Origin of the sequence: Streptomyces camponoticapitis (assembly GCF_014646115.1) — a bacterium.
GTDB classification, from domain to species: domain Bacteria; phylum Actinomycetota; class Actinomycetes; order Streptomycetales; family Streptomycetaceae; genus Streptomyces; species Streptomyces camponoticapitis.
The window spans coordinates 172,149-197,750 of record NZ_BMMV01000012.1 but is presented as its reverse complement, the minus strand read 5'-3'; the positions used below and the strand labels follow the sequence as shown (position 1 = coordinate 197,750).

Sequence of the window (25,602 nt, the reverse complement as noted above, 5' to 3'; positions counted from 1 at the left end):
GGAGTCGCGGAAGCGCGGGCCGATGAACGGCCGCCCGACGCTCGCGGTCGTGGGCGCGACCGGGGGCGTCGGCGCCGTCATGCTCCAGATCCTGTCGCAGCACGCGGACGTCTGGGGCGAGATCCGCCTTCTGGCCTCGCCCCGGGCGGCCGGCCGCAAGCTGACCGTACGGGGCGAGGAGACCGAGGTCCTGGCGCTCACCGAGGCCGCGCTCTCGGGCGTGGACGTCGCGCTGTTCCTCGTACCGGACGCCGTGTCCGCCCAGTGGGCACCCGTCGCGGTCTCCCAGGGCGCCGTGGTGGTGGACGCGTCCGCCGCGTTCCGCATGGATGACCAGGTGCCTCTCGTGGTGCCCGAGCTCAACCCGCATGCCGTACGGCTCCGTCCGCGCGGCATCATCGCGAGTCCGGGCTGCGCCACGCTCTCGATGATCGTCGCTGTCGGCTCGCTGCACGCCGAGTTCGGGGTGCGCGAGCTGGTCGTCTCCTCGTACCAGGCGGTCAGCGCCGCCGGGCAGGACGGTGTCGAGGCGCTGCGCCGGCAGCTGTCGGTCGTGGCCGGTACGGAACTGGGGACGAACCCCGGCGACGTACGGCGCGCGGTCGGCGACATCACCGGCCCCTTCGGCGGGCCGCTCGCGCTCAACGTCGTCCCGTGGGCCGGGTCGCTCATGGCGGACGGCTGGTCGTCCGAGGAGATGGCGATCCGCGAGGAGACCCGGAAGATCCTCGATCTGCCCGATCTGAAGGTCGCGGCGACGTGTGTGCACGTGCCCGTGATCACCACGCACTCGCTCGCCGTGCACGCGCGCTTCGAGGGCCCGGTCACGGTCGACCGGGCGCACGAGATCCTGGCGACGTCGCCGGGTGTGGTGCTGTTCGACAATCCGGCGGCGGGAGACTTCCCGACGCCGGCGGACGTGGTGGGGACCGACCCGACCTGGGTGGGGCGGGTCCGGCGTTCGCTGGACGACGAGCGGGCGCTGGAGCTGTTCGTGTGCGGCGACAACCTCCGTAAGGGCGCGGCCCTCAACACCGCGCAGATCGCGGAGGCCGTGGCCGGGGAGTTCACCGGTCCCTAGCCGGGGCGCGTAGACGGGCCCGGGGTGTCGTGAGGGGCTGAACCGGCGGTGGGAAGCGCGCACGGAGTTGAGTGGGTGCCCTCCCGGCCGGGCCCTCCGACGGTTTGTAGAATCTGTGAAAACGCTGTGAGCAAATCGCCGGTCTGTGCCACTTGAACTGGGGTGTTCCGGTGGCGGACGATGCTCATTCGACCTGGCGCAACCGCCGGTTGACCGGAAGCGTCTAAGGGGTCGCCCCTCCGTACCGCCGTTGGCAAAAGGGGCATGTGGGGGAGAACGGTTACGCATGAGGGCAATTGGTGCATCGTCAAATGTGGTGGCGAACGCGTACAACCCTGGGCGGGGGCAGCGTGTCCAACAGGCGTGGCAGAGGTTCTCGATTTCACAGCGGTCGTCCCGGTTCGCGGCACTTCGGTGCGGCCGAGCCGTCGACCCCGCAGGCCCGGTGGTATGCCGGTGATCGCTCCCATGCCCGCGGCGCGTACGGCCGGTATTCCGGACCGGCGCGAGGGCGCTGACGACGCGATGGCCGCAGGTACCACCGTCGATCATCTGACCGAGACCTACCGACAGCACTACCGCTCACTGCTCGGCCTCGCGGCACTGCTCCTGGACGACACGGCCTCCTGCGAGGACGTCGTCCAGGAGGCCTTCATCCGTGTGCACTCGGCGCGCAACCGCGTACGCGAACCGGAGAAGACCCTGGCGTATCTGCGCCAGACGGTCGTCAACCTGTCGCGCTCCGCGCTGCGCCGCCGCATCCTCGGGCTCAAGCTGCTCTCGAAGCCGATGCCCGACATGGCGAGCGCCGAGGAAGGCGCGTACGACCTGCTGGAGCGCGACGCACTGATCAAGGCGATGCGCGGCCTCCAGCGCCGCCAGCGCGAGGTACTGGTGCTGCGCTACTTCGCCGACATGACGGAGGCACAGGTCTCCGAGACACTCGGCATATCCCTGGGCTCGGTGAAGGCGTACGGCTCGCGAGGCATCGCGGCGCTGCGTATCGCCATGGAGGCCACGGCATGAACGGGCACGAGCATGACCAGGACCACGGAAGGCCGGAGGGGCCGGACGGTCCGACGAGCGAGTCGACTGGAAATGGAACTGTGAACCACGGGCCGGAAGAAGAACCGGGCGGAGACCTGCACAGTGCGGACGACGGCACGCCAGGCGCGGAAGGCGCCGCCGGCGGTGCCCCCCAGGCCGAGGTGGATCGGCAGACGGACGTGACTCAGCCCCAGCCCCTCGCGGCGATCTTCGGCCGCGGGGAAGGGGGCGCGGGCGCCGGTGACGGCGGCGGTGGTCACGGTGACGACGGCGGTCACGGTGACGACGGCGGTATCCCCGACGAGTTGGCGCTGCGCCGGCTCCTGCACGGAGCCGTCCAGGAGATCGAGCCGTCGCCCGGAGCCCTCGACCATCTGAGGCGGGCCGTGCCCGCGAGGCGCGCGCGCAAGCGCCAGGCCTTCGTCGGGGTCGCGGCTGCGGCGCTGCTGATCAGTACGGCGGTGCCGGCTTTCGTGCATGTCGCCAACACCGGCAGCTCCTCGGACGACAAGTCTTTCAACGTGGGCCACGGCGAGCAGGTGCAGGGCGGCACCGGCTCCGACGGCGGCCCGAAGGACAGTGAGACGCAGGGCTCAGGCCCCTCCGGCAAGACCGACGACGAACAGAGCGGTCCGGGCGACGAGGACTCGCCCGAGACGGGTATCGGCGGTTCCACCGGCGGTACGACCGGTGGTTTCGACAACGACCCCGAGAGCAGCTTCACCAGCTCCACCGCCACCTGCCACGCGAGCCAGCTCCAGGTGAGCTCCCAGGCGGGCGAACCGGACTCCGAGGGCGCGGTCTACGGCAGCTTCCGGATCTCCAACGTCTCCGGCACCAACTGCTCGGTCAGCGGCCACGGGTCCGTCGTCTTCCAGACTGCGGGCGCCGCCGACCCCGACAAGATCCAAGTGGTGGACCACATCGCCGGCGACGCCGCGACCGGCCTGCCCGACCCCTCGCAGGAGGCGACCAGCCTGGTGCTGCCGCCGTCGGGGGCGTACGAGGTGAAGTTCGCCTGGGTGCCGACGGAGACCTGTCCGACCGACGAGCCGTCACCGGACCCGTCGCCCACGGAGGGCGAGACGGGCGGGGCGACGAACGGCACCGGATCGACGCCGATCGAGACGGAGCCGCAGCTCGGCAGCGACGACGGGGAGCCCGAGGACGGCAGCATCGACGTCGTACACACGCCGGAGTCCGGCTCGGAGCCGGCGGCGGCGACGATCGACAACGCGTGCGCGGGGAAGATCTACCGGACGGGTGTGCTGGAGGCGTCGTAGGGCCTGGCGCCTCTGGGCGTGAGGACGGACGCGCCGGGGTCGGGCCGCCGGGGTCGGACACGGCGGAGTCACGCCGCCGAGGTCGGACGTGCCGGGGTTACGCCGCCGTCTCCAGGCCCAGCGCGCGGTCCTTGATGGCCTCTGTCTCGCGCCGGAACAGCCGGAACCACATGAAGATCACGAACGCGACGAAGACGAACCACTCGCCCGTGTACCCGAGGTTCTGGAACGCCTTCAGGTCGAGCCCGCTGCCCTGCGGCGCCTGCGCCGGTACGGGCGTGAGACCGGCCTCGGGCTCGGTGACCGTGACCCAGGCGTCGTACACCGCGTAGGGCACGAGGTTGACCAGTGACGCCCCGCTGATGATGCCGACCTGCCCGGGCGGCAGCCCGCCGCGGGAGTCGGCGCCGTCGGTGCCCGAGTTCTCCGGCGCCTGGAGCGCGCCGGTCACACTGACCTCGCCCTTCGGGGCCGGGGGCACGGCCTCGCCGGCCGGCAGCCAGCCGCGTACGACGGGCAGCGCCCTGCCGCCGTCGGTCCGCAGGAGCGCCAGCACGTAGGACCCGGGCTTCTCGTCCAACTCCCGGTTCGGGACGACGAGTTGGTCCGCGTACCTGCCGGTCGCCGTGGCATGCCGGCCCGAGGTCTCCTGATCGACCGGCAGCAGCTCCGCGAGCGGCGCGGCGGCCCGCTTCCCCGGGTCGGGCGCGGCCTCGGCGCTCCGGTGCGAGTCGACGCGGTCCTCGAAACGGCCGAGCTGCCAGGTCCCCATGAAGACACAGAAGGGGATGGCGAGCAGCACGAAGACATTGATGCCCCACCAGCGGGGCGTCAGCAGGAACCGGTACACCCCTCTACGGTACGCAGCGCCCGCGCGGGCGCTGGGGGCGGGTTCGGGCACGAACCCCGGACGGACCGCGGGCGCGGGCCGTCCGGGCTCCCGGAACGCCCTACCGGAGGTGCCGCTCCGCGAAGTCCAGCTCCAGCCGGACCTGCTTGATCCGCTCCTCGACCACCAGGGACCCGTGCCCCGCGTCGTACCGGTACACCTCGTGCGCCGCCCCGCGTGCCGCCAGCCGGTCGACGTAGTTCTCCACCTGCTGGATCGGGCAGCGCGGGTCGTTCAGGCCGGCCGAGATGTAGACCGGCGCGCGCACGTCGTCCACGTACGTCAGCGGCGACGACGCCTCGTACCGCTCGGGGACCTCCTCCGGCGTACCCCCGAGCAGCGTGCGGTCCATGGACTTCAGGGCCTCCATCTCGTCGTGGTACGCCGTGACGTAGTCGGCCACGGGGACGGCCGCCAGCCCCAGCGCCCACGCGTCCGGCTGGGTGCCGAGCCCCAGCAGCGTCAGATAGCCGCCCCACGAGCCGCCGGAGAGCACGAGCTTCGCGGGGTCGGCGAGACCGGAGGACACCGCCCACGCGCGGACGGCCGCGATGTCCTCCAGCTCGATCAGGCCGACGCGGTGCTTGAGCGCGTCGGTCCACTCGCGGCCGTAGCCGGTGGAGCCGCGGTAGTTGACGCGTACGACCGCGAAGCCGTGGTCCACCCAGGCCGCCGGGCCCGCCGTGAAGGAGTCCCGGTCGTGCGCGGTCGGCCCGCCGTGGATCTCGAAGACCGCCGGGAACGGCCCTTCGCCCGCCGGCCGCTGCACCAGCGCGTGGATCGGGCCGCCGGGCCCCTCCACCCAGACGTCCGTCACCGGCACGGACTCAGGCGCCTTCGCCCCCGGCGGGTCGAGCACGACACCGCCCGACGTGGACCGCACCACCGGCGGGTGGGCCGCCGAGGACCACAGGTACTCCACCGAGCCGTCGGGCCTGGCGGTCGCACCCGACACCGTCCCGGCGGGCGTCGCGACCTCGATCAGCGAGCGCGTCGCGAAGTCGTAGCGCCACAGCTCGCTGCGCGCCTCGAAGCTGTGCACGATCAGCAGCGCGGACCCGTCCGGATACCACTCGGCCGATACGTCTCCGGGCAGCTCGATCGCCAGATCGGTCTCCTCGCCGGTGGCCACGTCCCACACGACGGGCTCCCAGCGGCCACGCCGCTGATGCCCGACGAGAAGGCGGGTGTCGCCGTCGACCGGGGCGAAACCGAGGACGGCCAGGCCCAGTTCGAGCTTGCCGCCGTTGGTGTCGTCCAGCTCGGCGATCGTCGTGCCGTCGAGGCGGACCACGCGCAGGGCGGAGTGCATCGCGTCGCCGTGCTCGGTGTGCTCGACGGCGATCAGCGTCCCGTCGTGCGACAGGTCGCCGACGCCGGCGGACTCGCGGTGCCGGTAGATCTCGACCGGGGTGCCGCCGGCGGGGAGGACATGGATCGTCGAGCCGTCCTCGTCCGTGGAGCACCCGACGACCGCCGTCCCGTCACGGCCGAGGGCGAGCCCGCTGGGGTAGGCCGGGGCGATGCCGGGGGCGGCGGGCTCGTCAGGGCCGGTGGGCTCGTCGGCGCCGGCGCCGAAGGGCTGCCGCTTCCACACACCGAACTCGTCGCCGTCGGTGTCGCTGAACCACCAGATCCACCGGCCGTCCGGGGTCAGCACGCCGTCCGTGGTGCCGTTCGGGCGGTCGGTGACCTGCCGCTGGGCGCCGGTGGCGCGGTCCCACGCGTACAGCTCGTACGTGCCCGTCGCATTGGACACGAAGAGCGCGCGGTCGGGCGCGTCCTCGGCCCACTCGGGCAGCGAGACGCGCGGTGCCCGGAAGCGCTTCTCCCAGTCGGGCGCCGCGTCGGGCCGCGCCGTGCCGGGTGGCTGGTGGTCGTTCTTCTCAGTCATACCTCCCATTCTGCGTCTCCGGACCCGCCCCGCGGGGGCCGGCCGGGAGATGTGCCGAGCGCGAGGAGTACGAGGTCGAAGGGCCGTCCGGGCCGGGCGCGACCTCGCGGTCCTCCGGGAGGAGTTGCCGGTCGATGAGGGTGTCCAACTCGTTCTTGAAGCGCTGATTGGGTCCCATGCCGCACGATCGTACGTTCAGTTTTCTCAGAAAACTAGCCGAACGATCGTGCTAATGTCTCGCCGGACGCGGCGCCGACGAGCGGCCGGCCCGACCCCGAGCGACCCGAAGGAGAACGCGGCATGGATCTCGCTGTGACAGTTGTCCGCACCGCCCTGAACGGCGTGTCCTACGTTTCACCGGGCCTCGCCGGCCGGGCGGCCTTCCGCCTTTTCCGCAAGCCGCGCGGCCGCAGCCGGCTCCGGCCCGACGAGCGCCCGGTGATGGACCGGGCCGAGGTGGGCGAGATCGCCGTCGGCGGGGAGAAGGCGGTCAGTTACCGGTGGGGTACGGGCGAGCGTCCGGTGCTGCTGGTGCACGGGTGGGAGTCGCGCGGTTCGCGCTTCGCCGCGCTGGTGGGCGAGTTGGTGGAGCTCGGCCTCAGCCCGGTCGCCTTCGACGCCCCCGGCCACGGCGAGGCGACCGGCGAGAGCATGACGATTCTCGATCTGCGGGACATCATCGTGGAACTGGACGCGGCACACGGGCCGTTCGAGACGGTCGTGGCGCACTCGCTCGGCGTCACCGCGACATTCGTCGCCGTCCGGGAGCGCGGCGTACGGACGGAGCGGATCGTGGCGATCAGCGGGGTGCCGGACTTCGCGTATCTGGTGGACCGGTTCTGCGCGGGCCTGGGGCTGCGGGCGCGGCTGCACTCCGGGCTCCGGGGCCGTGTCGAACGGGAGTTGTTCCCCGGCGAGGAGGACATCTGGTCGCGCTTCTCGGTCCCGCGCACGGGGGTGGAGGGGGCGTCGTTCCTGGTCGTCCACGACGAGGACGACGACCTGGTCGATCCCGTCCATTCACGCGCTCTCGCCGATGGGCTGGGCGATCGCGCGGAGCTGGTCGTCACGCGCGGGCTGGGCCACCGGCGGATCCTGGGCGACCCTCAAGTCGCCGCCGCCGTGAGGGACTTCGCGGTCAGGGAGCGGGCGGGGCGGGAGGCGGAGCCAAATCCGTCGCCACAGCCTGCAGCCGGTTGAGGATGCCCTTGGCGGCCTTGGCGTAGCAGCTGAAGTCGTCGTGCAGGACGGACTCGGCGTTGGCGCCTTCGAGGAGCGACACGAGCTCGAAGGTGAGCTGGGGAACGTCCGTGTCGTCCCGTACCTCGCCCGCCTGCCTCGCCTCCTCGATGTTCTGGCTCACGAACGCGACCCAGTCGAGCCGGGCCCGGGCCACCGCGTCGTGGACCTTGCCCTCGCGTGCGTCGTACTCGGCCGAGACCGAGTAGAAGAAGCACCCGCCGGGGAAGACACGGCTTTCCGAGTATCTGAGCCATCCGTCGCACAGCTGCCGCACCCGGGCCAGCCCGGCGGGCATGTCCAGCACGGGCCGTACGACATGGTCGATGTAGACCTTGGCGGCGGCGCGGACGGTGGCGAGCTGAAGCTCCTCCTTGGAGCCGAACAGCGCGAACACCCCGCTCTTGCTCAGCTCCAGCTCACCGGCCAGCCGGCCGAGCGACAGACCCCCCAGACCTTCGACCGAGGCGATCCGGACGGTGTGCTCCAGGATCAGTCGGCGGGTCTGGTTCCCGCGTGCGATGCGTCCGTCGGTGCTCGTGGCTGTCACACGTCCAGTGTACTAACCGTACGACCGTGCGGTCATTGGTCGCGGGCGCATCGCCCGGCTGCGGTGTCGCGGTCGGACCGCGCCGATTGTCAGTGGCACGGTGCAGACTCCCCGTATGACCGAGCTTCGGAAAACGGTGGCGACCTACTGGGCCGCCGCGGACGCCCGCGACTGGACGACGTTCGCCGGGACCCTCGCGGACGACGTGGTCTACGACCTGCCGCAGACGCGCGAGCGGATCCGCGGCAGGGAGGCGTTCCTGCGCTTCAACGTCGAGTATCCGGGGGACTGGCGGGTGCGTACGGAACGGGTCGTGGCGGACCCGGACGCCGGGCAGGTGGTGACATGGCTGCGTGTCACGGTGGGCGCGGAGGAGATGTGCGCGGTCAGTTTCTTCACGGGGGACGGACAGGGGCGGATAACGGGGATCACGGACTTCTGGCCGGAGCCGTACGAGCCTCCGGCGGGCCGTGAGCACCTGGTCGAGCGGTACTGACCGGCGAAGGGCGCTTCCGCCGGACGCGGGTCGCGGTCCAGGCTGACCTCATGACTGACATCGCACCAGGTAAGGGACCGGGTTCAGAGCCGGGGACACCCGCGGGAAGCGGCACGGGGGAGCACCGTGGGAAGCGGTACGGGACGCGTCGCCGTGGTGACGGGCGTGGCACAGGGCATCGGCCGCCGGGTCGCCGAAGTCCTGGCCGGGGAGGGGTACGCGCTGGTTCTCGCCGACATCGTGGACCCGGTGGACACCCTCGCCGCCGTCCGCGCGGCAGGGGCGGAAGCGGTGGCCGTGGTCGGGGACGTCGCGTCGGAGGCGTACGTCACCGGGCTCGCCGACCGGGCGCGCGAGGGCTTCGGCCGGGTGGACGTGCTCGTCAACAACGCGGGCGTGTCCCTGCTCGTACCGGCCGAGGAGACCACGGCCGACCAGTGGCGGCGGGTCCTGGACGTGAATCTCACCGGCCCGTTCCTGCTCTCCCGCGCGGTGGGCCGGCTGATGCTGGCAGCCGGCGGCGGCTCGATCGTGAACATCGCGTCGATCGCGGGACTCCACGGAGTCTCCGACCGCGCCGCGTACAACGCGAGCAAGCACGGACTGATCGGCCTCACACGCACGCTGGCGGGGGAGTGGGGAGGCAGGGGCGTACGGGTCAACGCGGTCTGTCCTGGCTGGGTGAAGACGGAGATGGACGCCGCCGACCAGGCGTCCGGCGGCTACAAGGACGAGGACATCGTGGAGCGGGTCCCGATGGGGCGGTTCGCCGCGCCCGACGACATCGCGCAGGCGGTGTCGTTCCTCGCGGACCCGGCGCGCAGCGGCTTCGTGAACGGCACCGCGCTGCCGGTCGACGGCGGCTGGACGGCCGACGCGAGCTGGACGTCGCTGCGCCTGCGTAAGCGGTGACGGCCCGGGGGCCATCATCGGACCGGTGAGAGTCGGCGCCTCATCGGCGGGCTCCGCGGTCTCCACGGCAGCGGATCCGGCAAAGGGCACGGGAACGGGAAACGGGAACGGGAAACGGGAACGGCGAAGGGTGAACCGAATGGCGACCGGCGCGACCAATCTGCACGACGTGCTCAACGCGCATGTCAGCGAGGGCCCGCTGCCGGGCGCCGTCGCCCTGGTGGCGCGGGGCGACCGGGTCGAGCGTGCGGAGGTCGGCTCGGCCGACGCCGCGGGCACCACGCCCCTGACCAGGGACTCGATCTTCCGTATCGCCTCCATCACCAAGCCGGTCATCGCCGTGGCCGTGCTGATGCTCGTCCAGGACCGCCGTATCGCGCTGGACGAGACGGTCGACCGGTGGCTGCCCGAGCTGGCCTCACCGATGGTCGTACGGACGCCCGCGAGCCCCGTCGACGACCTGGTCCCGGCCGTCAGGGAGATCACGGTCCTCGATCTGCTCACCTTCCGGAGCGGGCACGGCTTCCCGTCCGACTTCTCGCTGCCCGCGGTCGCCCCGCTGTTCACCGAGTTGAGGCAGGGACCTCCGCAGCCGCAGCACGTCCCCGCGCCGGACGCCTGGATGGCGGCGCTCTCCCGGATCCCCCTGCTGCACCAGCCGGGGGAAGGCTGGCTGTACAACACCGCGTCCGACATCCTCGGTGTGCTGATCGCGAGGGTCTCGGGGCGGTCGCTGCCGGAGTTCCTTGCGGAGCGGGTCTTCGAACCGCTCGGCATGGCGGACACGGGATTCGAGGTGCCGGCGGCCAAACGCGACCGGGTGCCCCACTACTACCGGCAGGACGGGTCGGGCGGTCTCGAACCGCTCGACACCCCGGACGGCCAGTGGAGCACGGTGCCGCCGTTCCCGTCGGGCGCCGGCGGTCTGGTCTCGACCGTGGACGACTGGTACGCCTTCGCGCGGATGCTCCTCGCGGACGGCAGGGCGGGCGACCGTACGCTGCTGTCCCCCGTATCCGTACGGCAGTTGACGACGGACCATCTCACCCGGCCGCAGCGCGATGCGAGCACCCTGTTCCTGGAGGGCCAGGGCTGGGGCTTCGGAGGCTCGGTGGACGTGACGGAGACCGACCCCTGGAACGTACCGGGCCGCTACGGCTGGGTCGGCGGCACCGGGACGGCGGCGCACATCACGCCGTCCACGGGCGCGGTGACCATCCTGCTCACGCAGTTGGAGGCGAACGGCCCGGTCCCGTCGACCCTGCTGCGCGACTTCTGGCGCTACGCGGCGGCCTGACGCCCGTGAACCGTACCCGCCCGCGCAGCCCACCGGTCAGCGTCGGCGGCTGCGCCCCCGTGCCTGCCACCCGGCTCCGACGCCGGCCAGGTGCAGGGCGACGAGGGTGAATCCGACGAGCATGAGACTCGTCGTACCGAAGATGACCTCGGTCGACGTCTCGGTGGCGTTGATGATGAAGGCGATGAAAAAGACCACAGCCGCCGCTATTGCGAGCATTTGCTCTCTCCTGACGATTCTGCTGGTGTATGGACAACCAAACCCGGAATGACGGTGGTTGGGTCGTTGCCGACCGTGTGCCCCGGAGAAGTCCCGCCAGTCCTGCGAGACTGTGGCGATGAGCGAAGTACCCACGGCGCGCGGCGTCCTCGGAGTGGTGGCGTCGGCGGCCGGCGGGGTGGCGACGCTCCGCACCGGTCTGGTCGAACCGGCGATGGCCCGCGGCTGGCGGGTGGCGGTGACGCTCACCCCGGCCGCGGGGCGCTGGCTCCGGGCGAGCGGCGAACTGGCCCGACTGGAAACCCTGACCGGCCTCCCGGTCCGTGACCGGCCCCGGCTCCCCACGGATCCCCGCCCCCACCCGCCGGTGGACTGCTTCGTCGCCGCCCCGGCGACGGCCAACACGGTCGCCAAACTCGCCCTGGGCATCGCCGACAACCAGGCCCTCACGCACCTCACGGAGGCCCTGGGCACCCCCGGCGTTCCGGTGATCGTCTTCCCCCACATCAACGCGGCCCACGCACGCCACCCGGCCTGGCCCACCCATGTCGCCAACCTCCGCCGGGCCGGGGTCCATCTGATCGAGGGCCCTGACGTCTGGCCCCTCCACGAGCCTCAGGCGGCCCCTCCGGCCCGCGAACTCCCGTGGGCGGCGGTCCTGCGGGCGGTGGACACCGCGACGAGGTGACACCTCGTCCGGGATGAGCCGGATGAGCGGTGCGGGCGGTGCCACGCGGCGGACATCCCCGCAAACCTCCGCACGGACCCGGCCGCCCACGGGCCGGAGTGAGGCGGGGCCGCCGCGTCCGAACCGACCTGGGCGACGGCGCGGCGGCCCACGAGGCTACGACTCGTACCAGAAGACCCCGTCGAGACCCTCCTCCGTGATCGTCCGGGTCATGACGTTCCCGTCCTGGAAGTACTTCCGGTGCTTGTCGGTCAGGAAGAGGTCGAAGGCGGCGACCGGCGTCGTGGCGTCGCAGACCAGGTCGCCGCGGATGCAGAAACGGGCGACCGGGACGCCCGGGAACTCCTCGGGGCCCGGGCCGGCGGAGGTGAAGCCGAGGGCGCCCAGGCCCTTGGGGACCTTGGCCCACAGGCCGGTGCCGGGCTGCTTCGGGTCGGCGTACAGCATGCCGTTCACCAGTTCCCGGGGGATGTCCGTGGCGCCGGCCGCGATCGTCTCCAGCACCGCGTCGGCGGCCTGCGCGCCCTGGGAGTAGCCGACGATCGTGAGCCGTGCGGTCGGGTCCTCGCGGTGGGTCTTCTCGGCCGCGGCCAGAAGATTCGTGTATCCCCGCGCGACGCTGCTGTCGAAGCTCGGAGCGAACAGGTCCGGCGCGTTCTGGCCGTTGAGCCAGGGGCCGGCGCTCGCCGGGTAGCAGACGGGGACGTGGGTGCCGCCGTCCAGGTTCTGGTTGGCGTAGTAGTACGTCAGGGTGCAGTCGGGCGCGGGCGCCGCCGAGCCGGTGCCGCCGAGCTCGATGTAGTAGCGGTGAGGTGCCTCGTCGGCGTGCGCGACGGTGGGTGTGAGAGCGGCGGCGGCGACCGTCGCCACCGCGAGGGCGACGACCCTGGCGCGGCGCGTGAGTCGTTCGGTCTTCCCCATGTGGTGTTCCCCCGGATCCGGTGCCGTGCTGGTGGTTGGTGGGACGGAGCCAGACGCTAGGCAGCGGCGATGAAATCGCCGTGAAACCGGATCAGGCGGAGGCTTCATCTCCGTCGGTGGGCCTGGACGAGATGACGTTGCAGGCGGGCGTGGCGGAACTGGTAGACCGCGCCGGCCCGGCGCAGCACACCGCGCCGGTAGGCGTCGTCGAGGAACGCGACGACCGCCCAGGGGAGGCGTCCGGTCAACGGCAGCCAGACGCGGGAGAGCAGGAACCACTGGCCCCACGCGGTCAGGGTCAGCGTGTACCCGAGGGCGCCGCCGAGGCCGCTGATGGTGCCGAGCATGCCCCTCTCCTCCGCGGCCCACGCGAGCCGGCCCAGGTGCCCTTGGAGGAGGTCGACCGCCACCCCGATGCCGAATCCGACCACCAACCCGAACGTGGGTGCCCAGACGAGCAGTTGGGTGGCAACGGTCCTGCGGTTGGTGTTCAGGACGCTGCGCGGGCTGACGGCGGAGTCGATGTCGAGAGGCGTTTCGAGGAGGCCGATGAGGCAGAAGGTGAACCCGGTACCGGCGCTGAAGACCAGACCGAAGACGATCGCCTCGACGAGCCCGTTGCGCAGCATGGCCGAAGTCCCGGCGTTCCAGCCGGAAGCATGCACGAGGCCGACCGCGAATCCGTAGGCCGAGCCGAAGAGTCCTCCGCCCAGCACCCCGATCACCAGTCGGGGGCCCGCCGTCCATGTGGTGGATTCCGGCCGGCCGCGGATCTGCAGACGTACGGCGGAGGGCGCGACCTCCTTGCGCGTGACCGTGTACGTGAGCCAGTGCACCAGCCCGAACATGAAGCCGGCGAGGAGCCCGACGATCACCGCGTCGAGGGCGGGGCCCGCGAGCGAGCCGATGAAGGCGGCAGCGACGACGCCGTCGACGAGGCCGATGGCCAGTCCGGTCATGAGGGCGGTGACGAGGGTACGGGTGGAGCGGCGCAGCCCGTTGCCGAGTCGCCACCAGGCCAGGTCGGGGGTTTCGAGCCGGGTCAGGTGGTCGGCGAGGTAACCCAGCCAGTGCCGGGCGCGGTCCGGGTCGAAGTCACGCGAACCGTGCCGGGGCCGCCGGCGGTAGACGGTGGGGATGAAGTTGTCGAGGAGGTGGTCCTCCAACTCCTCGGGGGTGCCGAACCGTTCGGAGTCGAGGAGCGAGGCCGGATCGTGGTCGGGGGTGTCGCTGTAGATGGTGCGGGCGAGCGCGACCATCAGCGGTGTCGCCAGGACCGTGGCGAGCGGCGGCACGGACCCGTCCGGTAACCGCTCGCGCAGTTTCTCCAGTACGGGGTCCCAGGCGCCCGCGCCGGGATTCGAGACGGCGGTCTTGCGGGTGGTGCGGGGCAGATAGTGGTCCAGGTCGTCCAGGGTGAGGTCGGTGAGCTCGATCGGGGCGGCGGAGGTCAGTACGTCGGTCTCGTCGACCGCGGCCTCGTACTCGGTGGGGCGGCTGGTGAGCAGGAGGGGGAGGGGCGTGGCGTTGAGCGCTTCGAGCGCGGGGCGGCGCAGCCCGTCGGCCATCTCGTCGAAGCCGTCCAGTACCGGGAGCACGCGGCCGGATTCGACCAGCGCGGCGGCCAGGCTCGCCCTGCCGGGTCCTCGGGCGGCCGTACCGGGGTGGTCGCGCACCAGCTGTTCGGTCAGCCAGTCGCGCAGGGCGAGGGTCGTGGGGTTCCAGGCGCCGATGCTGAAGACCACCGGAACGGGCTCCGCGGGGGTCCGGGACTTCAGATGGTCGAGGACGAAGCGCAGGGTCAGGACCGTTTTCCCGGAGCCGGACCTGCCGAGTACGACCAGCCGCCCGGAGGGGATGCTCCGGTACGTCTCCGCGATCTCCTCCAGCCGGCCGCTCAGGTCCAAGGGGGCGGCCGCGGCCCCGGGCGGGAGGCGGCGGATGTTGGTCCAGTGGTCGGTGAGCTTCGCGGGGGCCGCCTTCCAGCGCACGGGCAGCGGGTACGGGTCCTGGATCTGCCGCTGTTCCTCCTCGCGCTGCCACCGGGCGGCCACGGCCTTCGCGAGTTGTTCCGCGGCGTCGGTCAGCGCGTCCGGTGCCGTCCGAGGCTGCTCTTCCGGCCCCGGCTTCTCGGCAGCGGGCCCGCCGTTGTCCGGGCCTCCGGGGACGGCGGCGCTCAGCAGCTCCTCGCGGTCCTCGGGCCGTACGGCGAGCGCGTCGGCCAACCGCTGCACCGTGGTCATCCGCGGATTGCGGCGCTTGCCGGTCTCCAGCCCCCGGATGGTGCTCACGCTGATCCCGGAACGCCGCTCCAGGTCGTCCTGGGTCAACCCCTCCTGTTCGCGCAGCCGTCGCAGGACCGCGCCGAACTCACTGGCCACAAGGCAAGGCCCTTCCCCGTGAGTCGTCGCCTCAGAGTTGGTGACGTAGTTGGTGTCTTTCCGCAGGTGGGGGACTTTAGCGCGGTGACCGGTCACATATGACCGCTTCAATGCGCTGTCCACGTTTCCTCCACGTCGGCCAGCTTTGACGGCATCGACGCGATCGACCGGCCCGAGTGGAGCGACCGGTCCGGAGAACGGGGAAACCGCCATGCCGACGACGACCGCAGCCCAGGGGCAGACGACGACCGCGCCCCAGGGGCACCCGGGCGTCACGGTCCTCACCGCCCAGGAGCGCGAAGTGCTCCACGCGCTCGGATGCGGCCTGGGGGACGCCGAGATCGCCGACGCCCTCACCCTGAACGAGCGTGTGGTGGCGGGGCGGTTGGGGCGGGTCCTGGTGAAGCTGGGGCTGCGGGACCGGGCCGCCGCCATCGTGTACGCCTTCGACTGCGGTCTGGTCCGGCCCGGACAGGGCCCGCGCGGCCGGCCGGCGGCTCCGCGGATCTGCGCCCGGCAGGGGACCACCGTCCGCCAACGGACGGGCCCCGCGCCCGGTCCCCGGCTTCGGATCTCGGTACTCGGCCCGTTACGCGCATGGCTCGCGGAGCAGCCCGTGGACATCGGCCCGGTACGGCAGCAGGCCGTACTCGCGGCGCTGGTGCTGAGCCCGGACCGTACGGTCAGCAGGCGGCAACTCCTCGACGGCGTATGGGGAACGGAGCAGCCGGACGGCAACGTCGTACCGGTCTACGTGTACCGGCTGCGCAAGAGCCTGCGTCTCGGAGGGTGCCCGGACCCGGTGATCAGGCGCGACCGGTACGGGTACGGACTGGTCCGTGGTGTCGCCGAGCTGGACGTGCTGTGCATGGAGGACCTCGTCACCGCGGCCGGGGAGGCCGAGCGCACCGGTGACCTGTCCGAGGCGGTGCGGCTGTGCGCTCGCGCTCTGGAGCTGTTCCGCGGCGAGCCGCCGGCCGGACTGCCCGGCTGCCTGGCCGAGTTGGAGCGCCTGCGGCTCGCCGAGCGCAGGGTCGCCCTGGCGCGGCGGAAGGCGGACTGGCAGCTGAGGCTCGGCCGGGGCATCGAGGCGATCACCGAACTGTCCGCCCTGGCCCAGGAGGAGCCGCTGAACGAACCGGTCGCCGCGACGCTCATGCACGCGCTGCGGCGCGGCGGCCGGCGGGCAGAGGCGCTGGCCGTCTTCGACCGGGCCGGCCGGCGGCTCGCCGACGAACTGGGGGTGGCGCCCGGCGAACCGCTGCTGCGGGCACGGTGGGCCGTCCTGCGCGAGGAAGGCGCCTGCGCCGGTCGGGCGGGTGCGGCGTGAGAGAGGGGAACTCGCGTGGCCGCGAGGAGGAGTTGCTGCTGGCCCGGATCTCCGCGGCCGCCGGTCTGGCACGCCTCGGCAGACGACGCGCCACCTATCAGGCCCCGCGCACCACCCCCGGTTTCTGGCGGGCCGCCGCCGCGGGCGCGCGCCGCCTCCTGCGGTCCGTCGGCGGGAGGGGAATGAGACCCGGGGCACGGCTGGACCTGTACGAGCACGGGTTGACGCTCGCCGTCGGCGGTCGGATCCATGTCATCCGCTACGACACCACGGTGGTGCGGCGGCGCAGGGTGCCGTCCCCGAGAGGCATCACCCGCGCCCATGTGCTCGACGACGTCGACGGAGAGCAGATCGTGCTGCGCTGCGGCGACTTCGGCCTCCCGGAGGTGTGGGGGCCCGTGATCCGCCGGGCCGTCACCGACGCGCAGATGCCGCCGGCCCTGGCCGCCCTGGAGCGGGGAGAGCGGCTCGTCTTCGGCCCCGTATGGATCACCGCTGACGAGATCGGCTCCCGGCGGACGTCCCTGCGATGGGCGCGAGTTCAGCGGATCGAGATCCTCAACGGCTCCGTCGCCGTCCGCGCCGCCGGGCGGTGGCAGGTGTGGGGCACGGCCGGGTCCGGAATCCCGAACCTCTGTGTCTTCCGCGCCCTCGCCGAACACCTGGCCGGTGCCGAGGAGGACGACTACTACTGACGTAAGTGGCGTAAGGCCGCAGCGGGGATGCGGGCGGCCACAGGCAACTCACCGAGCACGGAAGGAGACAGGCGTGGCCGACAGCTACCGATACCGGTGCGGCGAGTGCGGGCACCGCACCGCCTGGGGGAGCGAATCCCGGGGTTGGCACGCGACCGAGGCCCACTACGACCGAAGGCATCCGAGGGTCGTCCCCGGCGGGATGGTCGAGTTCCGCGAGGGGTCCTCCTCCGGCGCCGGCGGATGCCTCATCGCCCTGGGAATCATGCTCCTGATCATGATCATCGCCGCCCGGTGATGACGACACGTACAACGGCCGGAAGAAGGAGAATCACGTGGTAGCGCTGGGTGGGGACATGGCGAACACACTGATCGACAAGGCCAGGGCCGAGCGCGAACGCCGGCGGAGCGGACGCAGCCGGATGACCGCACTGATCGGGCTGGTGGCGGCGGGCGGCCTCGGGCTGCTGCTGGCCCTGACGGTCGGAGGGGACCCGAACGAGGCGCCGACCTGCGACGGCGAGACCATGAAGCGCGACGACACATGCCTGATCATTTCCAGCCGCGGCGGGGGCGGATCCTTCTCGTACGAGGAGATGGCCGACCGCCGCGAGTCCGGCAACTCCGCCGCGCGCGGAATCGGGTTCGGCCTCGCCGGCCTCTGCGCGGTGCTGATTGTCCCGACGGCCCTGCGGTTGGAACCGTCCAGGCCCTGGGGTGTCCCGGCCGCCGGACCCTGCGGGATGTGCGGCAATACGAACCTCCGGGAGAAGAAGACCACGCACAGCGTCTCCCAGGGCCAGATGACGTACAGCTGCACGGGCGTCGTCGCCCTCTGCGACTTATGCGGTTCCAGCTCCGTCAGGCAGCCCTGACCGCACCGGAGGCCACCGAGCCGACGTACCCCGAGAACGAGAACACCGAGAACACCGAGCTGGAGTTTCACCCATGAACACCGACCCGGAGGCTTGACCGACTCATGTCCTTTTCCTTTCGCCCGAGCCGACGCTCCCTGCTCAGGGCCGGTATCGGCCTCTCGCTCACCGGAGCGGGAGGGCTCGGCGCCACGCCCGCCACGCCCGCCGTCGCCGCCGTCGCCGCCGGCCAGAACGGCACGCTGCTGTGCGAGCAGCCCGGCGACTCGGCCAGTCGGCAGGGACTGGGCTCCGGCGACCTCGCCATCCCCTACTACCGCGAGCACGACGGCAGTTGGGGCTACGTCTTCGGCGACGCGTGGACGGGCCCGCAGCAGGGCGGCGACTACCTCGGCTCCCCGGTGATGCTGAACCAGGCGAGCTTCGACGCCTCCGGGGCGACACCGATCTCGTTCACCTGGGCGATGCCGACCGAGGGCCGGGCCGGCCAGCTGTTCAACTACCGGCACGACACGGACAACGGGCACGGCCACGAGGTGAGCCGCATCCCCAACGACTGCGTCGAGTTCGGCGGCCGGACATACATCCACTACACGTCGGTGGCCACATGGACACCGCCGGCCGGCTACGACGGCTCTCTGATGTCCGGCGTCGCCTACTCCGACGACTACGGGGTGACCTGGCACGACTACGGCCACCACTGGCCCGGCGACACCCAGGGAGCGAACCAGTCCCTCTACGGCATGTGGTCGTTCGCCGGCATCGACCCCGACGGCTGGCTCTACATCTTCTCCAAGCGCTGGAACGGCACCCACCGGAACACGGCCGACGGCGGAGCCATCCAGCTGTTCCGCATCCAGCCGGCCGACTTCCGCGCCGGCGACTTCGGCGCCCAGCAGAACTGGGCCTACCTCAACGGCTCCTGGCAGTGGACCACCGCGGCGCCGCCATCGGTGATCCTCACCGGCCACCACACCGGCGAGTTCTCCGTCAAGCGGATCAACGGCACCTACTGCATGAGCTACTTCGACGTCACCCTGGGAGCGATCTGCACCCGCACGGCCTCCCGCCCCGACGCCGCCTGGAGCATCCCCGTCCCCCGGATCACGGCCTTGACGGTCCCCAACCTCTACGGCGGCTACATCCACCCGGCCAGCCCGAGCCCGACCTCCCTGACCCTGCTGGTCTCCCAATGGAACGGCACGCCGGGCCACCCGTACCGGGTACGCCAGTTCGACAACATCCCAGCCTGACACCGGGCGACCCACCGAGCACGGCACCTGAACCCAGGCGAGAGCCCCACGGTGGAGAGGCAGGAGACCACCCTCCGAGCCGGGCCCCCAAGGTGGCCCTCCGAGTTGCTGCTTCTGCAGTCGGGGCCGGGATTTGAACCTATGACTTCTTCGTCCCGAAGCAACTTGGGTGGGGGCGGCGCCTTGGGCTGCGGTGGTTTTCGCCTGCGCTGATGATCCGCAGACGTCTGCGGTCGTCCGCCGGTGTTCGTTGGCGTTGTCACGCAGTTAGACACTCATCGGGACACAGCCTGGACGTCCGACCTTCTGATCCGTAGCTCTAGCCAGGTCGGCACTTGCGGTCATGCCAGCCGCACCAGGGCCGTACGAGTGCGTTGCGATGGTGTTGGTTGCTGGGGTTGCCGTACTTCGCTGCTGTACCGCAATCACAGATTCACGCGGGATTCCGTCTCCGGACTCCCCCGGCGCAACACGAGGTGGGCTGACCGCATCGGTAGGCTACGAAGAATCGGCTCTATGACGTTGAAGGCGCCTTGCATCCGGACCGTAGCCGTACACCGGGACCTCGCCGGCACCGAATTCGTTCCCGTCGACCTCGCCGACTCCCCATTTCTCAACCGCCGCCGACATCACCCGCGAGGCTTCGAAGATCGCTCCACGCTCAGCCTGTGAGCCGTACTCATCGCCGCTCAGGCGGTAGTGAGCGATGACGGCCTGCTCCGGCGCCACCAACTAGGGGAGATCAGATAACGAGTCCATCCCCGCACGATCTCATCAGTCTCTGACACTGACTGTAGTCGCATCCCGTTGCGCGAGAGCGCAAGCTTTCCAAGTCTGTTGGTGGGGTGTTGGGCTGTGTGCAGGGGCGTTCACCTGCGTTCAGGATCAGCCGGTTGCCAGTGCCGGGACGGCTGTGGGTCTCGTCTGAACGACCATGAACGCGGCTGAATGAGACGGAAACTGAGACGGGCACTCTTGTCATTGCAGCATGTCGGGCGCGGATCGCCAATGCCTGCTCCCGGACCGCATCACTCGGCCCAAGTCGCTGGCATGGGCAGCGAAGTGGTGTGCAATCATGCCCATCTGCAAGCCTCGGCAAGCGGTGCCCGTGGTATGGCCGAGACCTGCAGACTTCATAAATTTCCTAGGGCGGGTTTGCTTCACCGGGAGACGAGAGCGTAGCCGGGAAGCGAGGAATCCTTGGTCGTCCAGGTAATCAGCTTTCCGTCAGTTGCTCCCGAGGCCTGAGGGAGGATGAGCGTGAAGGCCATGACCACATTGCTGGCAGACAACTTTCCCTGCACGGGAGCGTCCCTGGGCACCATGGGGTAGAGCAGCATGCCGCCTCGGGTGGACCCTGGACGGTTCGCGATCGGCTGGATGAGGGATCGGTCGGCCGGCTGTGACTTCGCCTGGAGCTTTCCATTGATGACGCGGCGACGGTGGACGCTGAGCGGTCCGACGCCTTCGATAGTCACCTGGGCGTCCAGCCCCTTGAGCTGAGGTAGAACGACATGCCAGTCCGCGATCATGTCGGGTTTCGCCTGGCGAAGGTAGTTGAGGTCGGGGCGGAACGAATCCTCCTTAGCCCATTGGAGTTGGCTCAGGATCGAGACCAAGTCCTCGTTGCTCATCTGTGTGCTCAGGACGCTGACGGGTCGCCCCTCCAAGTCGACCACCTCCGGGTTAGCAACCGCAGACGAGAGAAGCGGCAGGAACTCTCTGGTGTTCTGGTCGAGCGATGTCTCGTCGGAGACGATGGGGTAGCCACTGCTCGGTTCCTTCATCGGCGTTCGCCGTTGCTCCACCCGTGCGTTGTACATTTTGTTCGCCCCTGTCGGTTTGATCTTCGGGTGGTGCTGGGCGACGAGCGGGGGAATCTGACTAGGTGTGATCTGCGGCAAACCGTCGGCTCCAAGTGGAGCGTACTGGCGTAGTTCGTCGCGGAAGAACTCCTCGTCCTGGCAAATATCCTCAAATTCGTCGTACAGAGCTTGCGTGGTGTACAAGCGCACCAGGTCGCGGTAGCCGGTGCGATATCCGAACCAACGACCCATTTGCATCATGGTGTCGGCTTGCCGGGACTGACGCAGGTAATAGGAGATAGTCAAACCCTCGACGGTGAAACCGCGGGCTAGCTTGTTACCTCCGACAAGGACCCTCCAGACATGCGGATCTGTCGCGAAGTCGAGCTCTTCTCCCTGGATCTTGTCGCTGTTTACTACAAGGACTGGATGCCCGGTTCGTCCGATGCGGCTAACCGTGTCCCCGATGAATGGTACGAGATCGTCGAATTTTGACGGCGCTACACCACCGTCTGGACGTCCTGTAACCGGCAAGATGTCATTTTCATAGATGTCGCGCAGTCGTTCGAAACATGACGCGGAACGGTATCCGGAACGGTCCCACATTTCCTTGACCCTTTCCCGCTGTTCGCGATGAGTATCCTTCTGCATCGCTACGTGGTAGAGCATCGTGTGATGACGGAAAATGTCGCAGCTGACGCTCTCTCTATAGAGCTTTACCGCGCCAGTGAGGACGAATGTGTCAAGCGCGTGCTGGAGATCGGCATCCTGCTTTTTCTCATCTTCATTGACGATGTGTACATGAGCCTTCTCGGCGGAGTTCTCCTTGGTGCGTTCTTCGAGGGGGATATCCAGGTACAGATCGTGGAAGTCGCGCGCGCCCATGTAGCTCGGTCCTGGAGGCAGGGCGATTAGGAAGTTCTTGGGAAAGATGTCCTCGGCGTCGTTCGGATCGATGAATACGTTGGCGAAAGGAGTCGCCGTGTATCCGACGTACTGCGCTCTAGGCAGCATCTTCAACAGTTCCGCGATGTGGCGGTTGATGGCGGAGCGCTTCTTCTTCTCGTCTGCGGAGAGTGGCTTGGGCCTACTGGTGTTGACAGAGGCCTGATCGGACTCATCGTCAATGATCAGAGTAGGGACCTCTTCGAGTCGTGTCGTGATCTTATTGAGGTCTGCGACGAGTTTTTTGAGGACCCCGGCGTTTTTCTTCACTACCGCCAGGCGTGTATCTCCAGCAAATAGGTTGGATGGGTGGAAGAAGGGTAGGCGCCGTTCCCGCTTAATGAAGTCCAACGCGGAGATGCCAAGTTCCAGGCTCTTGTAGTCGAAAGACTTCTTCGTCAGCCGATAGAGGTCAGAACCGCCCCCGTCTGATGGTCGCACGCCGTGTTGGACGAAGCGGTCCCAGTCCGGGTCGCCCCTGACGTAATCCGTGGCGTCCAATGCCGCTTCGTCGTTAGACTTAACGCCTCTGAGGATGTTTTCTTGGCCGACGAGTTCCATGTCCAAGCGGCGTTGTGTCTGCGTCCGAAGCAGGTCCGTGGTTCCGCTGAGGACGATGATCAGCCGGTACCCGGCATCGATGGCCTTGGCGATTACGCCGGTGAAGTTGGCGGTCTTGCCGCTTTGGACGTAGCCCACCACGAGACCCTTGGCCTGGTAGGCCTTGGTAGCGGTCGGGTTCGCCAGCCTCTCCACAACCCGATCCGTGGCCTGCTCCAGTGCAGGGATTTCCTTCGGATCCAAATGTGGGGCGGCCTTGAGGGACTCAGAGTAGTGCTGCCAGTAGAAGTCGCGGCTACGTTTGATGTCCTCTGTGTACCAGGGCGTCCAATCGTCGGCTATGACGATGGGCTCGTCGAGGTTGGCAATGGGGATGAGATCGCCCAGCAGGGCTGCGGTCGCCTCCTCGACAGCAAGTGTGCGTAGCACGACCTCGCGGCGCTCACGCGTGTTCGGGGCGGTGTCCTCCGTCCAGGCGACACCCGCAGGCTGGTGGTCAAGTGTGGCCAGCCGCAGACTCAGCGCACGACGCAACTCGTCGTTCGGGTTGGCTTCTGCCAAGTGGGAGCGCAGCTCGGACTCTGCCACCAGTGCGGGACTCGCGGCAATGAAAGCGGCAGTCTGGCCTAGAGGACGTGGGCCGGTGCTTTCCATCATCTTCAATGCACCTAGATAGGCATCGACTAGATTCATACGGTTCCTCCGGAGGTCAGGGCTGATTGTAGGTACGAAGGAGTGTGGCGGCTGTGGGGCACCGCTGAGAGGTCGAGCCGGTACCGAACCTCAGTGATGGAGGACATATGGACGCCAGCTCCGGCCAAACTCGCTGGCGTAAGGCGTGGAAAGGTCTCGTCGACTAGATAGAGAAGCGGTGAGGTTCGAGAGCGGAGGCGTCGGCCGCCCTCCTTCGCCATATCCCTGTGCCAACCAGCAGCTGTCAGGCGGCGATCGAAGTCCGCCAACACGACTCCGCTCAGCGCTGTTCGAACCTCTGCGACGAGTTCGGCAAGCGTCCTGCCTTGACCAGGCCCTGCAGTGGTGAATTGGTGCGAGACGAACCACAACGGCTTGCCCACCGTCGGCACTAGCTGGGTGAGGCTAGAGATCCAATGCTGGCGAGCCTCCGCGAGAGTAGATTTCGCCTCAAGATCGACCCGTCGCAGGCTGAAATCGTGCTCCTCAGCGACGGGACCGAGCCATCCGCCCACAGCATCTTCCGAGTCGATGCAGCCGATCAAGGACCTGAGCGTTACCAGTTCGCTGAACAATCCGACCTCGCCCTCGGGCGAGAGTACCCCTTGACCGCGAAGCAGTTTCCCGAGGGAGTGAATGGTCTCCGTGACGGCTGCTGAGACACTGAGACTTGCAAGCTGGATTCGGTCTGCAACGAGACACAGGAGTGCGTAACCTTCGGCGAACATGTCGGGATCATCGACGACGACCTCGATGTGTTGACTGCCAGCGAGCAACACCGAGCGGCACGAAACGTGTGTCAGGCCTGTCTCGATCTTCCCCTCCCGCGAGGCCCGTGGCGCCCGCAGACCTATCTCGTGGCGAGTGGGATTGATAAAAACGCTCAGTTTCGGATTGCCCGTAATCGGGTGTTCGAAGGGTATGCCGAGGGACACAGCCTCCGCGAAGTTCTCCGGATCTAGATGGCGGTCGTCACTCACCCACGTCCACCTTCGCCGCCATGCTCAAAATCTCCTGCCACAGCTCGATGTTGTCTCGGTCGCGGACCCCTAGATACTCGCCAGTGAAGGCCTGCTCCATGAGGAGGTACAAGAGGGACTTCAGCAGCGCAGCGTCGTTCGAACCTCGGCGACTCTTCGCCGGTGGCCTGAAGCGTTCGTTTAGCCAGAGCACACGTTCGGCTCGGTCGACGCGGAAGAAGTCGTCTCTGTCCGCGCGATCGAAGCGTGTCCAGCGCATCGTGATGGGCACCTGGTGATCTTGCAGCGGTATCTCGTCTCGGATCGCGCGCTTTAGCTGCGGCGCGAAGCCTTTGCCCGGCGGGATCATCGACTTGCGTGCCCGCCGTCGCTTGCGTGACTCCCTGAACCGCTCCTCGGCGTCCGCCAGGTAGTCGGCGAACGCGGTTCCGTTGTCAGCCACTGCGGAAGCCGCTACTGCGGCGAAGTCCGGGCCGACTTGGACACGTGACTTCTCTGGATTCATTGCGAGGAGGCTGTGCGGTAGTCCATCGATGTCGACCTCGACCCGGGCCAGCTGCCGCTCACGAGTCGCGACGCTGACCCCGTCCCAGCTTCCGCCTGCCTGAAGGAGCCGGCCACGCCGATAGAAGAAAAGTCCTTGGTGTTTCTCTGCCCCCGTGACAAGGCTGAACTCCAGCATTCGCGACTGCGGCGGCCAGATGTGACACTTGAAAGCCACCTGCAGGTCACCGTGGCGTGCGAGAAGGTCCTTCGGGTAGCCCGCCTTTCCGGGTCTGGTGTAGCCGAAGGGATCGATCGCATCTACGCGCGAGCGCGGACCGACCAGGTCTTGGTCCACGTCCTCAACGTCCAAAAGGATCTCGATGCGGCCGTCCTCGATGACACGATGGAGGATCAGTCCCAAGTGGTTGATGATCTCTGTCATCGACCTGGTGATGAACTCCTCGACACGGGTGGGGTCGTCCGTGGCGGGATAGCCGAAGACCTCATCCCAACGCACGATAGTTCCTGTTCCGGACCAGGGAATTCCCCACCGGCGAGACAGCTCGGACTTGGCGAACGCTGGGGCGACGACATCGCAGTGGAATCCACGCTTATTGGGATCGGCTTCCAGGCGCCGGCCCACTGGAGCGTGCCCCGTCGCACATGACACTACGGTGACGGCCTTCGCATTGCTGAACGAAGCTGCTTTGAGCCCGATGCCGAAGCTTCCCAGGTCCTTTTCGGCATACTCTCGACGTCCGCCGAGCGTCATTGCCACGTTGATGGCTGCGTCGGTCATGCCTTTGCCGTTGTCCACCACGTACAGTCCGCGCAGCCGGCCGTGCTTGCGAACAAACCGGATCAGCACGTGGCTCGCGTCGGCGTCGATCGAGTTGTCGACCAAATCTGCGAGAGCCGTCCGCAGCGAGTGATTCTGGCCCAGGCCGTCAAGAGCGCGACGGTCGGGAGGTAGCTCGACGGTGCCATCGACTGGCACGTGTTCTTGCCACACCTGATTCGGTGTCACGTCATGTGGCTTGTCGCAGGGTCGAGTCACCGTGGGCATGAAGTCACCGTATCGC

Annotated in this window: 23 protein-coding genes; 13 read left to right on the top strand and 10 right to left on the bottom strand. The window is 69.0% G+C overall.

All coding sequences use genetic code 11. The features are described from left to right. The first annotated feature begins 22 nt into the window (after positions 1-22). The 3 genes from IEY79_RS20075 (at position 23) to IEY79_RS20065 (ending at position 3,411) form a co-directional block, all read left to right on the top strand. Complete coding sequence (locus tag IEY79_RS20075) at positions 23-1,081, top strand: aspartate-semialdehyde dehydrogenase (RefSeq protein WP_189108906.1); 1,059 nt, start codon at positions 23-25, stop codon at positions 1,079-1,081. A 450-nt stretch (positions 1,082-1,531) separates the two neighbouring features. Then, positions 1,532-2,107, top strand: coding sequence for a SigE family RNA polymerase sigma factor (locus IEY79_RS20070; RefSeq protein ID WP_189108905.1), 576 nt, complete (start codon positions 1,532-1,534; stop codon positions 2,105-2,107). Between the two features lie 200 nt (positions 2,108-2,307). Further along, entirely contained in the window at positions 2,308-3,411 is a 1,104-nt protein-coding gene (locus tag IEY79_RS20065) for a hypothetical protein (RefSeq protein ID WP_229700983.1), read from the top strand. Positions 3,412-3,508: 97 nt separating this feature from the next. On the opposite strand, the gene IEY79_RS20060 is transcribed toward IEY79_RS20065, so the two are convergent. The 3 genes from IEY79_RS20060 to IEY79_RS20050 form a co-directional block, all read right to left on the bottom strand. Beyond that, positions 3,509-4,261, bottom strand: a complete 753-nt coding sequence (locus IEY79_RS20060; protein ID WP_189108903.1) for an SURF1 family protein — start codon at positions 4,259-4,261, stop codon at positions 3,509-3,511. Between the two features lie 100 nt (positions 4,262-4,361). Next, positions 4,362-6,194: a S9 family peptidase gene (locus tag IEY79_RS20055; RefSeq protein WP_189108902.1), complete on the bottom strand. Its 1,833-nt coding sequence runs from the start codon at positions 6,192-6,194 to the stop codon at positions 4,362-4,364. Continuing rightward, complete coding sequence (locus IEY79_RS20050) at positions 6,187-6,372, bottom strand: hypothetical protein (RefSeq protein WP_189108901.1); 186 nt, start codon at positions 6,370-6,372, stop codon at positions 6,187-6,189. The genes IEY79_RS20055 and IEY79_RS20050 overlap by 8 nt, the downstream gene beginning before the upstream one ends. A gap of 122 nt (positions 6,373-6,494) precedes the next feature. Between IEY79_RS20050 and IEY79_RS20045 the strand changes: the two genes are divergently transcribed. Then, the gene (locus IEY79_RS20045; RefSeq protein ID WP_189108900.1) at positions 6,495-7,394 is read left to right on the top strand and encodes an alpha/beta hydrolase; all 900 of its coding nucleotides are present in this window, start codon (positions 6,495-6,497) and stop codon (positions 7,392-7,394) included. Here the strand turns inward: IEY79_RS20045 and IEY79_RS20040 are convergent. Beyond that, entirely contained in the window at positions 7,333-7,983 is a 651-nt protein-coding gene (locus IEY79_RS20040; RefSeq protein ID WP_189108899.1) for a TetR/AcrR family transcriptional regulator, read from the bottom strand. The two genes, IEY79_RS20045 and IEY79_RS20040, sit on opposite strands and share 62 nt — an antisense overlap. 115 nt (positions 7,984-8,098) lie before the next feature. Here IEY79_RS20040 and IEY79_RS20035 point away from each other — a divergent pair, with 115 nt between their 5' ends. The 3 genes from IEY79_RS20035 (at position 8,099) to IEY79_RS20025 (ending at position 10,688) form a co-directional block, all read left to right on the top strand. Continuing rightward, a complete protein-coding gene (locus IEY79_RS20035; RefSeq protein WP_189108898.1) occupies positions 8,099-8,479 on the top strand; it encodes a nuclear transport factor 2 family protein in 381 nt (126 codons plus the stop codon). A gap of 126 nt (positions 8,480-8,605) precedes the next feature. Further along, positions 8,606-9,391 (top strand): SDR family NAD(P)-dependent oxidoreductase, encoded by a 786-nt coding sequence (locus tag IEY79_RS20030; RefSeq protein ID WP_189108897.1) that lies wholly within the window; start codon positions 8,606-8,608, stop codon positions 9,389-9,391. A 139-nt stretch (positions 9,392-9,530) separates the two neighbouring features. Then, the gene (locus tag IEY79_RS20025; RefSeq protein ID WP_189108896.1) at positions 9,531-10,688 is read left to right on the top strand and encodes a serine hydrolase domain-containing protein; all 1,158 of its coding nucleotides are present in this window, start codon (positions 9,531-9,533) and stop codon (positions 10,686-10,688) included. A 36-nt stretch (positions 10,689-10,724) separates the two neighbouring features. Here the strand turns inward: IEY79_RS20025 and IEY79_RS20020 are convergent, their stop codons facing one another. Continuing rightward, positions 10,725-10,907: a hypothetical protein gene (locus IEY79_RS20020; protein WP_189108895.1), complete on the bottom strand. Its 183-nt coding sequence runs from the start codon at positions 10,905-10,907 to the stop codon at positions 10,725-10,727. Positions 10,908-11,025: 118 nt separating this feature from the next. Here IEY79_RS20020 and IEY79_RS20015 point away from each other — a divergent pair, with 118 nt between their 5' ends. Beyond that, positions 11,026-11,595 carry a flavoprotein gene (locus IEY79_RS20015; protein WP_189108894.1) on the top strand — a complete coding sequence of 190 codons (570 nt, stop codon included), beginning with the start codon at positions 11,026-11,028 and terminating at the stop codon, positions 11,593-11,595. Positions 11,596-11,751: 156 nt separating this feature from the next. Here the strand turns inward: IEY79_RS20015 and IEY79_RS20010 are convergent, their stop codons facing one another. Together IEY79_RS20010 and IEY79_RS20005 are read right to left on the bottom strand one after the other, a co-directional pair. Further along, positions 11,752-12,516, bottom strand: a complete 765-nt coding sequence (locus IEY79_RS20010; RefSeq protein ID WP_189108893.1) for a PE-PPE domain-containing protein — start codon at positions 12,514-12,516, stop codon at positions 11,752-11,754. A gap of 104 nt (positions 12,517-12,620) precedes the next feature. Further along, on the bottom strand, positions 12,621-14,897 hold the full coding sequence (locus IEY79_RS20005; RefSeq protein WP_189108892.1) for a helix-turn-helix domain-containing protein: 2,277 nt from the start codon (positions 14,895-14,897) through the stop codon (positions 12,621-12,623). A gap of 211 nt (positions 14,898-15,108) precedes the next feature. Between IEY79_RS20005 and IEY79_RS20000 the strand changes: the two genes are divergently transcribed. From IEY79_RS20000 to IEY79_RS19980, 5 genes are all read left to right on the top strand, one after another. Then, on the top strand, positions 15,109-16,227 hold the full coding sequence (locus IEY79_RS20000) for an AfsR/SARP family transcriptional regulator (protein WP_189108891.1): 1,119 nt from the start codon (positions 15,109-15,111) through the stop codon (positions 16,225-16,227). After that, entirely contained in the window at positions 16,224-16,922 is a 699-nt protein-coding gene (locus IEY79_RS19995) for a DUF6585 family protein (protein ID WP_189108890.1), read from the top strand. The genes IEY79_RS20000 and IEY79_RS19995 overlap by 4 nt, the downstream gene beginning before the upstream one ends. 73 nt (positions 16,923-16,995) lie before the next feature. Further along, the gene (locus IEY79_RS19990) at positions 16,996-17,220 is read left to right on the top strand and encodes a hypothetical protein (RefSeq protein ID WP_189108889.1); all 225 of its coding nucleotides are present in this window, start codon (positions 16,996-16,998) and stop codon (positions 17,218-17,220) included. A gap of 58 nt (positions 17,221-17,278) precedes the next feature. Continuing rightward, a complete protein-coding gene (locus tag IEY79_RS19985; protein ID WP_189108888.1) occupies positions 17,279-17,797 on the top strand; it encodes a hypothetical protein in 519 nt (172 codons plus the stop codon). Positions 17,798-17,901: 104 nt separating this feature from the next. Continuing rightward, a complete protein-coding gene (locus tag IEY79_RS19980) occupies positions 17,902-19,050 on the top strand; it encodes a glycoside hydrolase family 183 protein (protein ID WP_189108887.1) in 1,149 nt (382 codons plus the stop codon). Between the two features lie 1,160 nt (positions 19,051-20,210). Here IEY79_RS19980 and IEY79_RS19975 read toward each other — a convergent pair. Genes IEY79_RS19975 through IEY79_RS19965 form a run of 3 tightly spaced genes read right to left on the bottom strand, consistent with a single transcriptional unit; the run spans position 20,211 to position 25,586 of the window. After that, on the bottom strand, positions 20,211-23,054 hold the full coding sequence (locus tag IEY79_RS19975; RefSeq protein WP_189108886.1) for a Z1 domain-containing protein: 2,844 nt from the start codon (positions 23,052-23,054) through the stop codon (positions 20,211-20,213). Then, positions 23,051-24,034: a PD-(D/E)XK motif protein gene (locus IEY79_RS19970; protein WP_189108885.1), complete on the bottom strand. Its 984-nt coding sequence runs from the start codon at positions 24,032-24,034 to the stop codon at positions 23,051-23,053. The genes IEY79_RS19975 and IEY79_RS19970 overlap by 4 nt, the downstream gene beginning before the upstream one ends. Then, complete coding sequence (locus IEY79_RS19965) at positions 24,027-25,586, bottom strand: ATP-binding protein (protein WP_189108884.1); 1,560 nt, start codon at positions 25,584-25,586, stop codon at positions 24,027-24,029. The genes IEY79_RS19970 and IEY79_RS19965 overlap by 8 nt, the downstream gene beginning before the upstream one ends. Positions 25,587-25,602 lie beyond the last annotated feature (16 nt).

What these genes read in the sequence shown, in the direction of transcription:
- IEY79_RS19975 (WP_189108886.1), bottom strand. Translation starts at nt 23,054, where the DNA reads ATGAATCTAGTCGATGCCTATCTAGGTGCATTGAAGATGATGGAAAGC.
- IEY79_RS20045 (WP_189108900.1), top strand. Translation starts at nt 6,495, where the DNA reads ATGGATCTCGCTGTGACAGTTGTCCGCACCGCCCTGAACGGCGTGTCC.
- IEY79_RS20000 (WP_189108891.1), top strand. Translation starts at nt 15,109, where the DNA reads ATGCCGACGACGACCGCAGCCCAGGGGCAGACGACGACCGCGCCCCAG.
- IEY79_RS20075 (WP_189108906.1), top strand. Translation starts at nt 23, where the DNA reads ATGAACGGCCGCCCGACGCTCGCGGTCGTGGGCGCGACCGGGGGCGTC.
- IEY79_RS20025 (WP_189108896.1), top strand. Translation starts at nt 9,531, where the DNA reads ATGGCGACCGGCGCGACCAATCTGCACGACGTGCTCAACGCGCATGTC.
- IEY79_RS19965 (WP_189108884.1), bottom strand. Translation starts at nt 25,586, where the DNA reads ATGCCCACGGTGACTCGACCCTGCGACAAGCCACATGACGTGACACCG.
- IEY79_RS20015 (WP_189108894.1), top strand. Translation starts at nt 11,026, where the DNA reads ATGAGCGAAGTACCCACGGCGCGCGGCGTCCTCGGAGTGGTGGCGTCG.
- IEY79_RS20010 (WP_189108893.1), bottom strand. Translation starts at nt 12,516, where the DNA reads ATGGGGAAGACCGAACGACTCACGCGCCGCGCCAGGGTCGTCGCCCTC.
- IEY79_RS20035 (WP_189108898.1), top strand. Translation starts at nt 8,099, where the DNA reads ATGACCGAGCTTCGGAAAACGGTGGCGACCTACTGGGCCGCCGCGGAC.
- IEY79_RS20050 (WP_189108901.1), bottom strand. Translation starts at nt 6,372, where the DNA reads ATGGGACCCAATCAGCGCTTCAAGAACGAGTTGGACACCCTCATCGAC.
- IEY79_RS19985 (WP_189108888.1), top strand. Translation starts at nt 17,279, where the DNA reads ATGGCGAACACACTGATCGACAAGGCCAGGGCCGAGCGCGAACGCCGG.
- IEY79_RS20020 (WP_189108895.1), bottom strand. Translation starts at nt 10,907, where the DNA reads ATGCTCGCAATAGCGGCGGCTGTGGTCTTTTTCATCGCCTTCATCATC.
- IEY79_RS20055 (WP_189108902.1), bottom strand. Translation starts at nt 6,194, where the DNA reads ATGACTGAGAAGAACGACCACCAGCCACCCGGCACGGCGCGGCCCGAC.
- IEY79_RS19980 (WP_189108887.1), top strand. Translation starts at nt 17,902, where the DNA reads ATGTCCTTTTCCTTTCGCCCGAGCCGACGCTCCCTGCTCAGGGCCGGT.
- IEY79_RS20070 (WP_189108905.1), top strand. Translation starts at nt 1,532, where the DNA reads ATGCCGGTGATCGCTCCCATGCCCGCGGCGCGTACGGCCGGTATTCCG.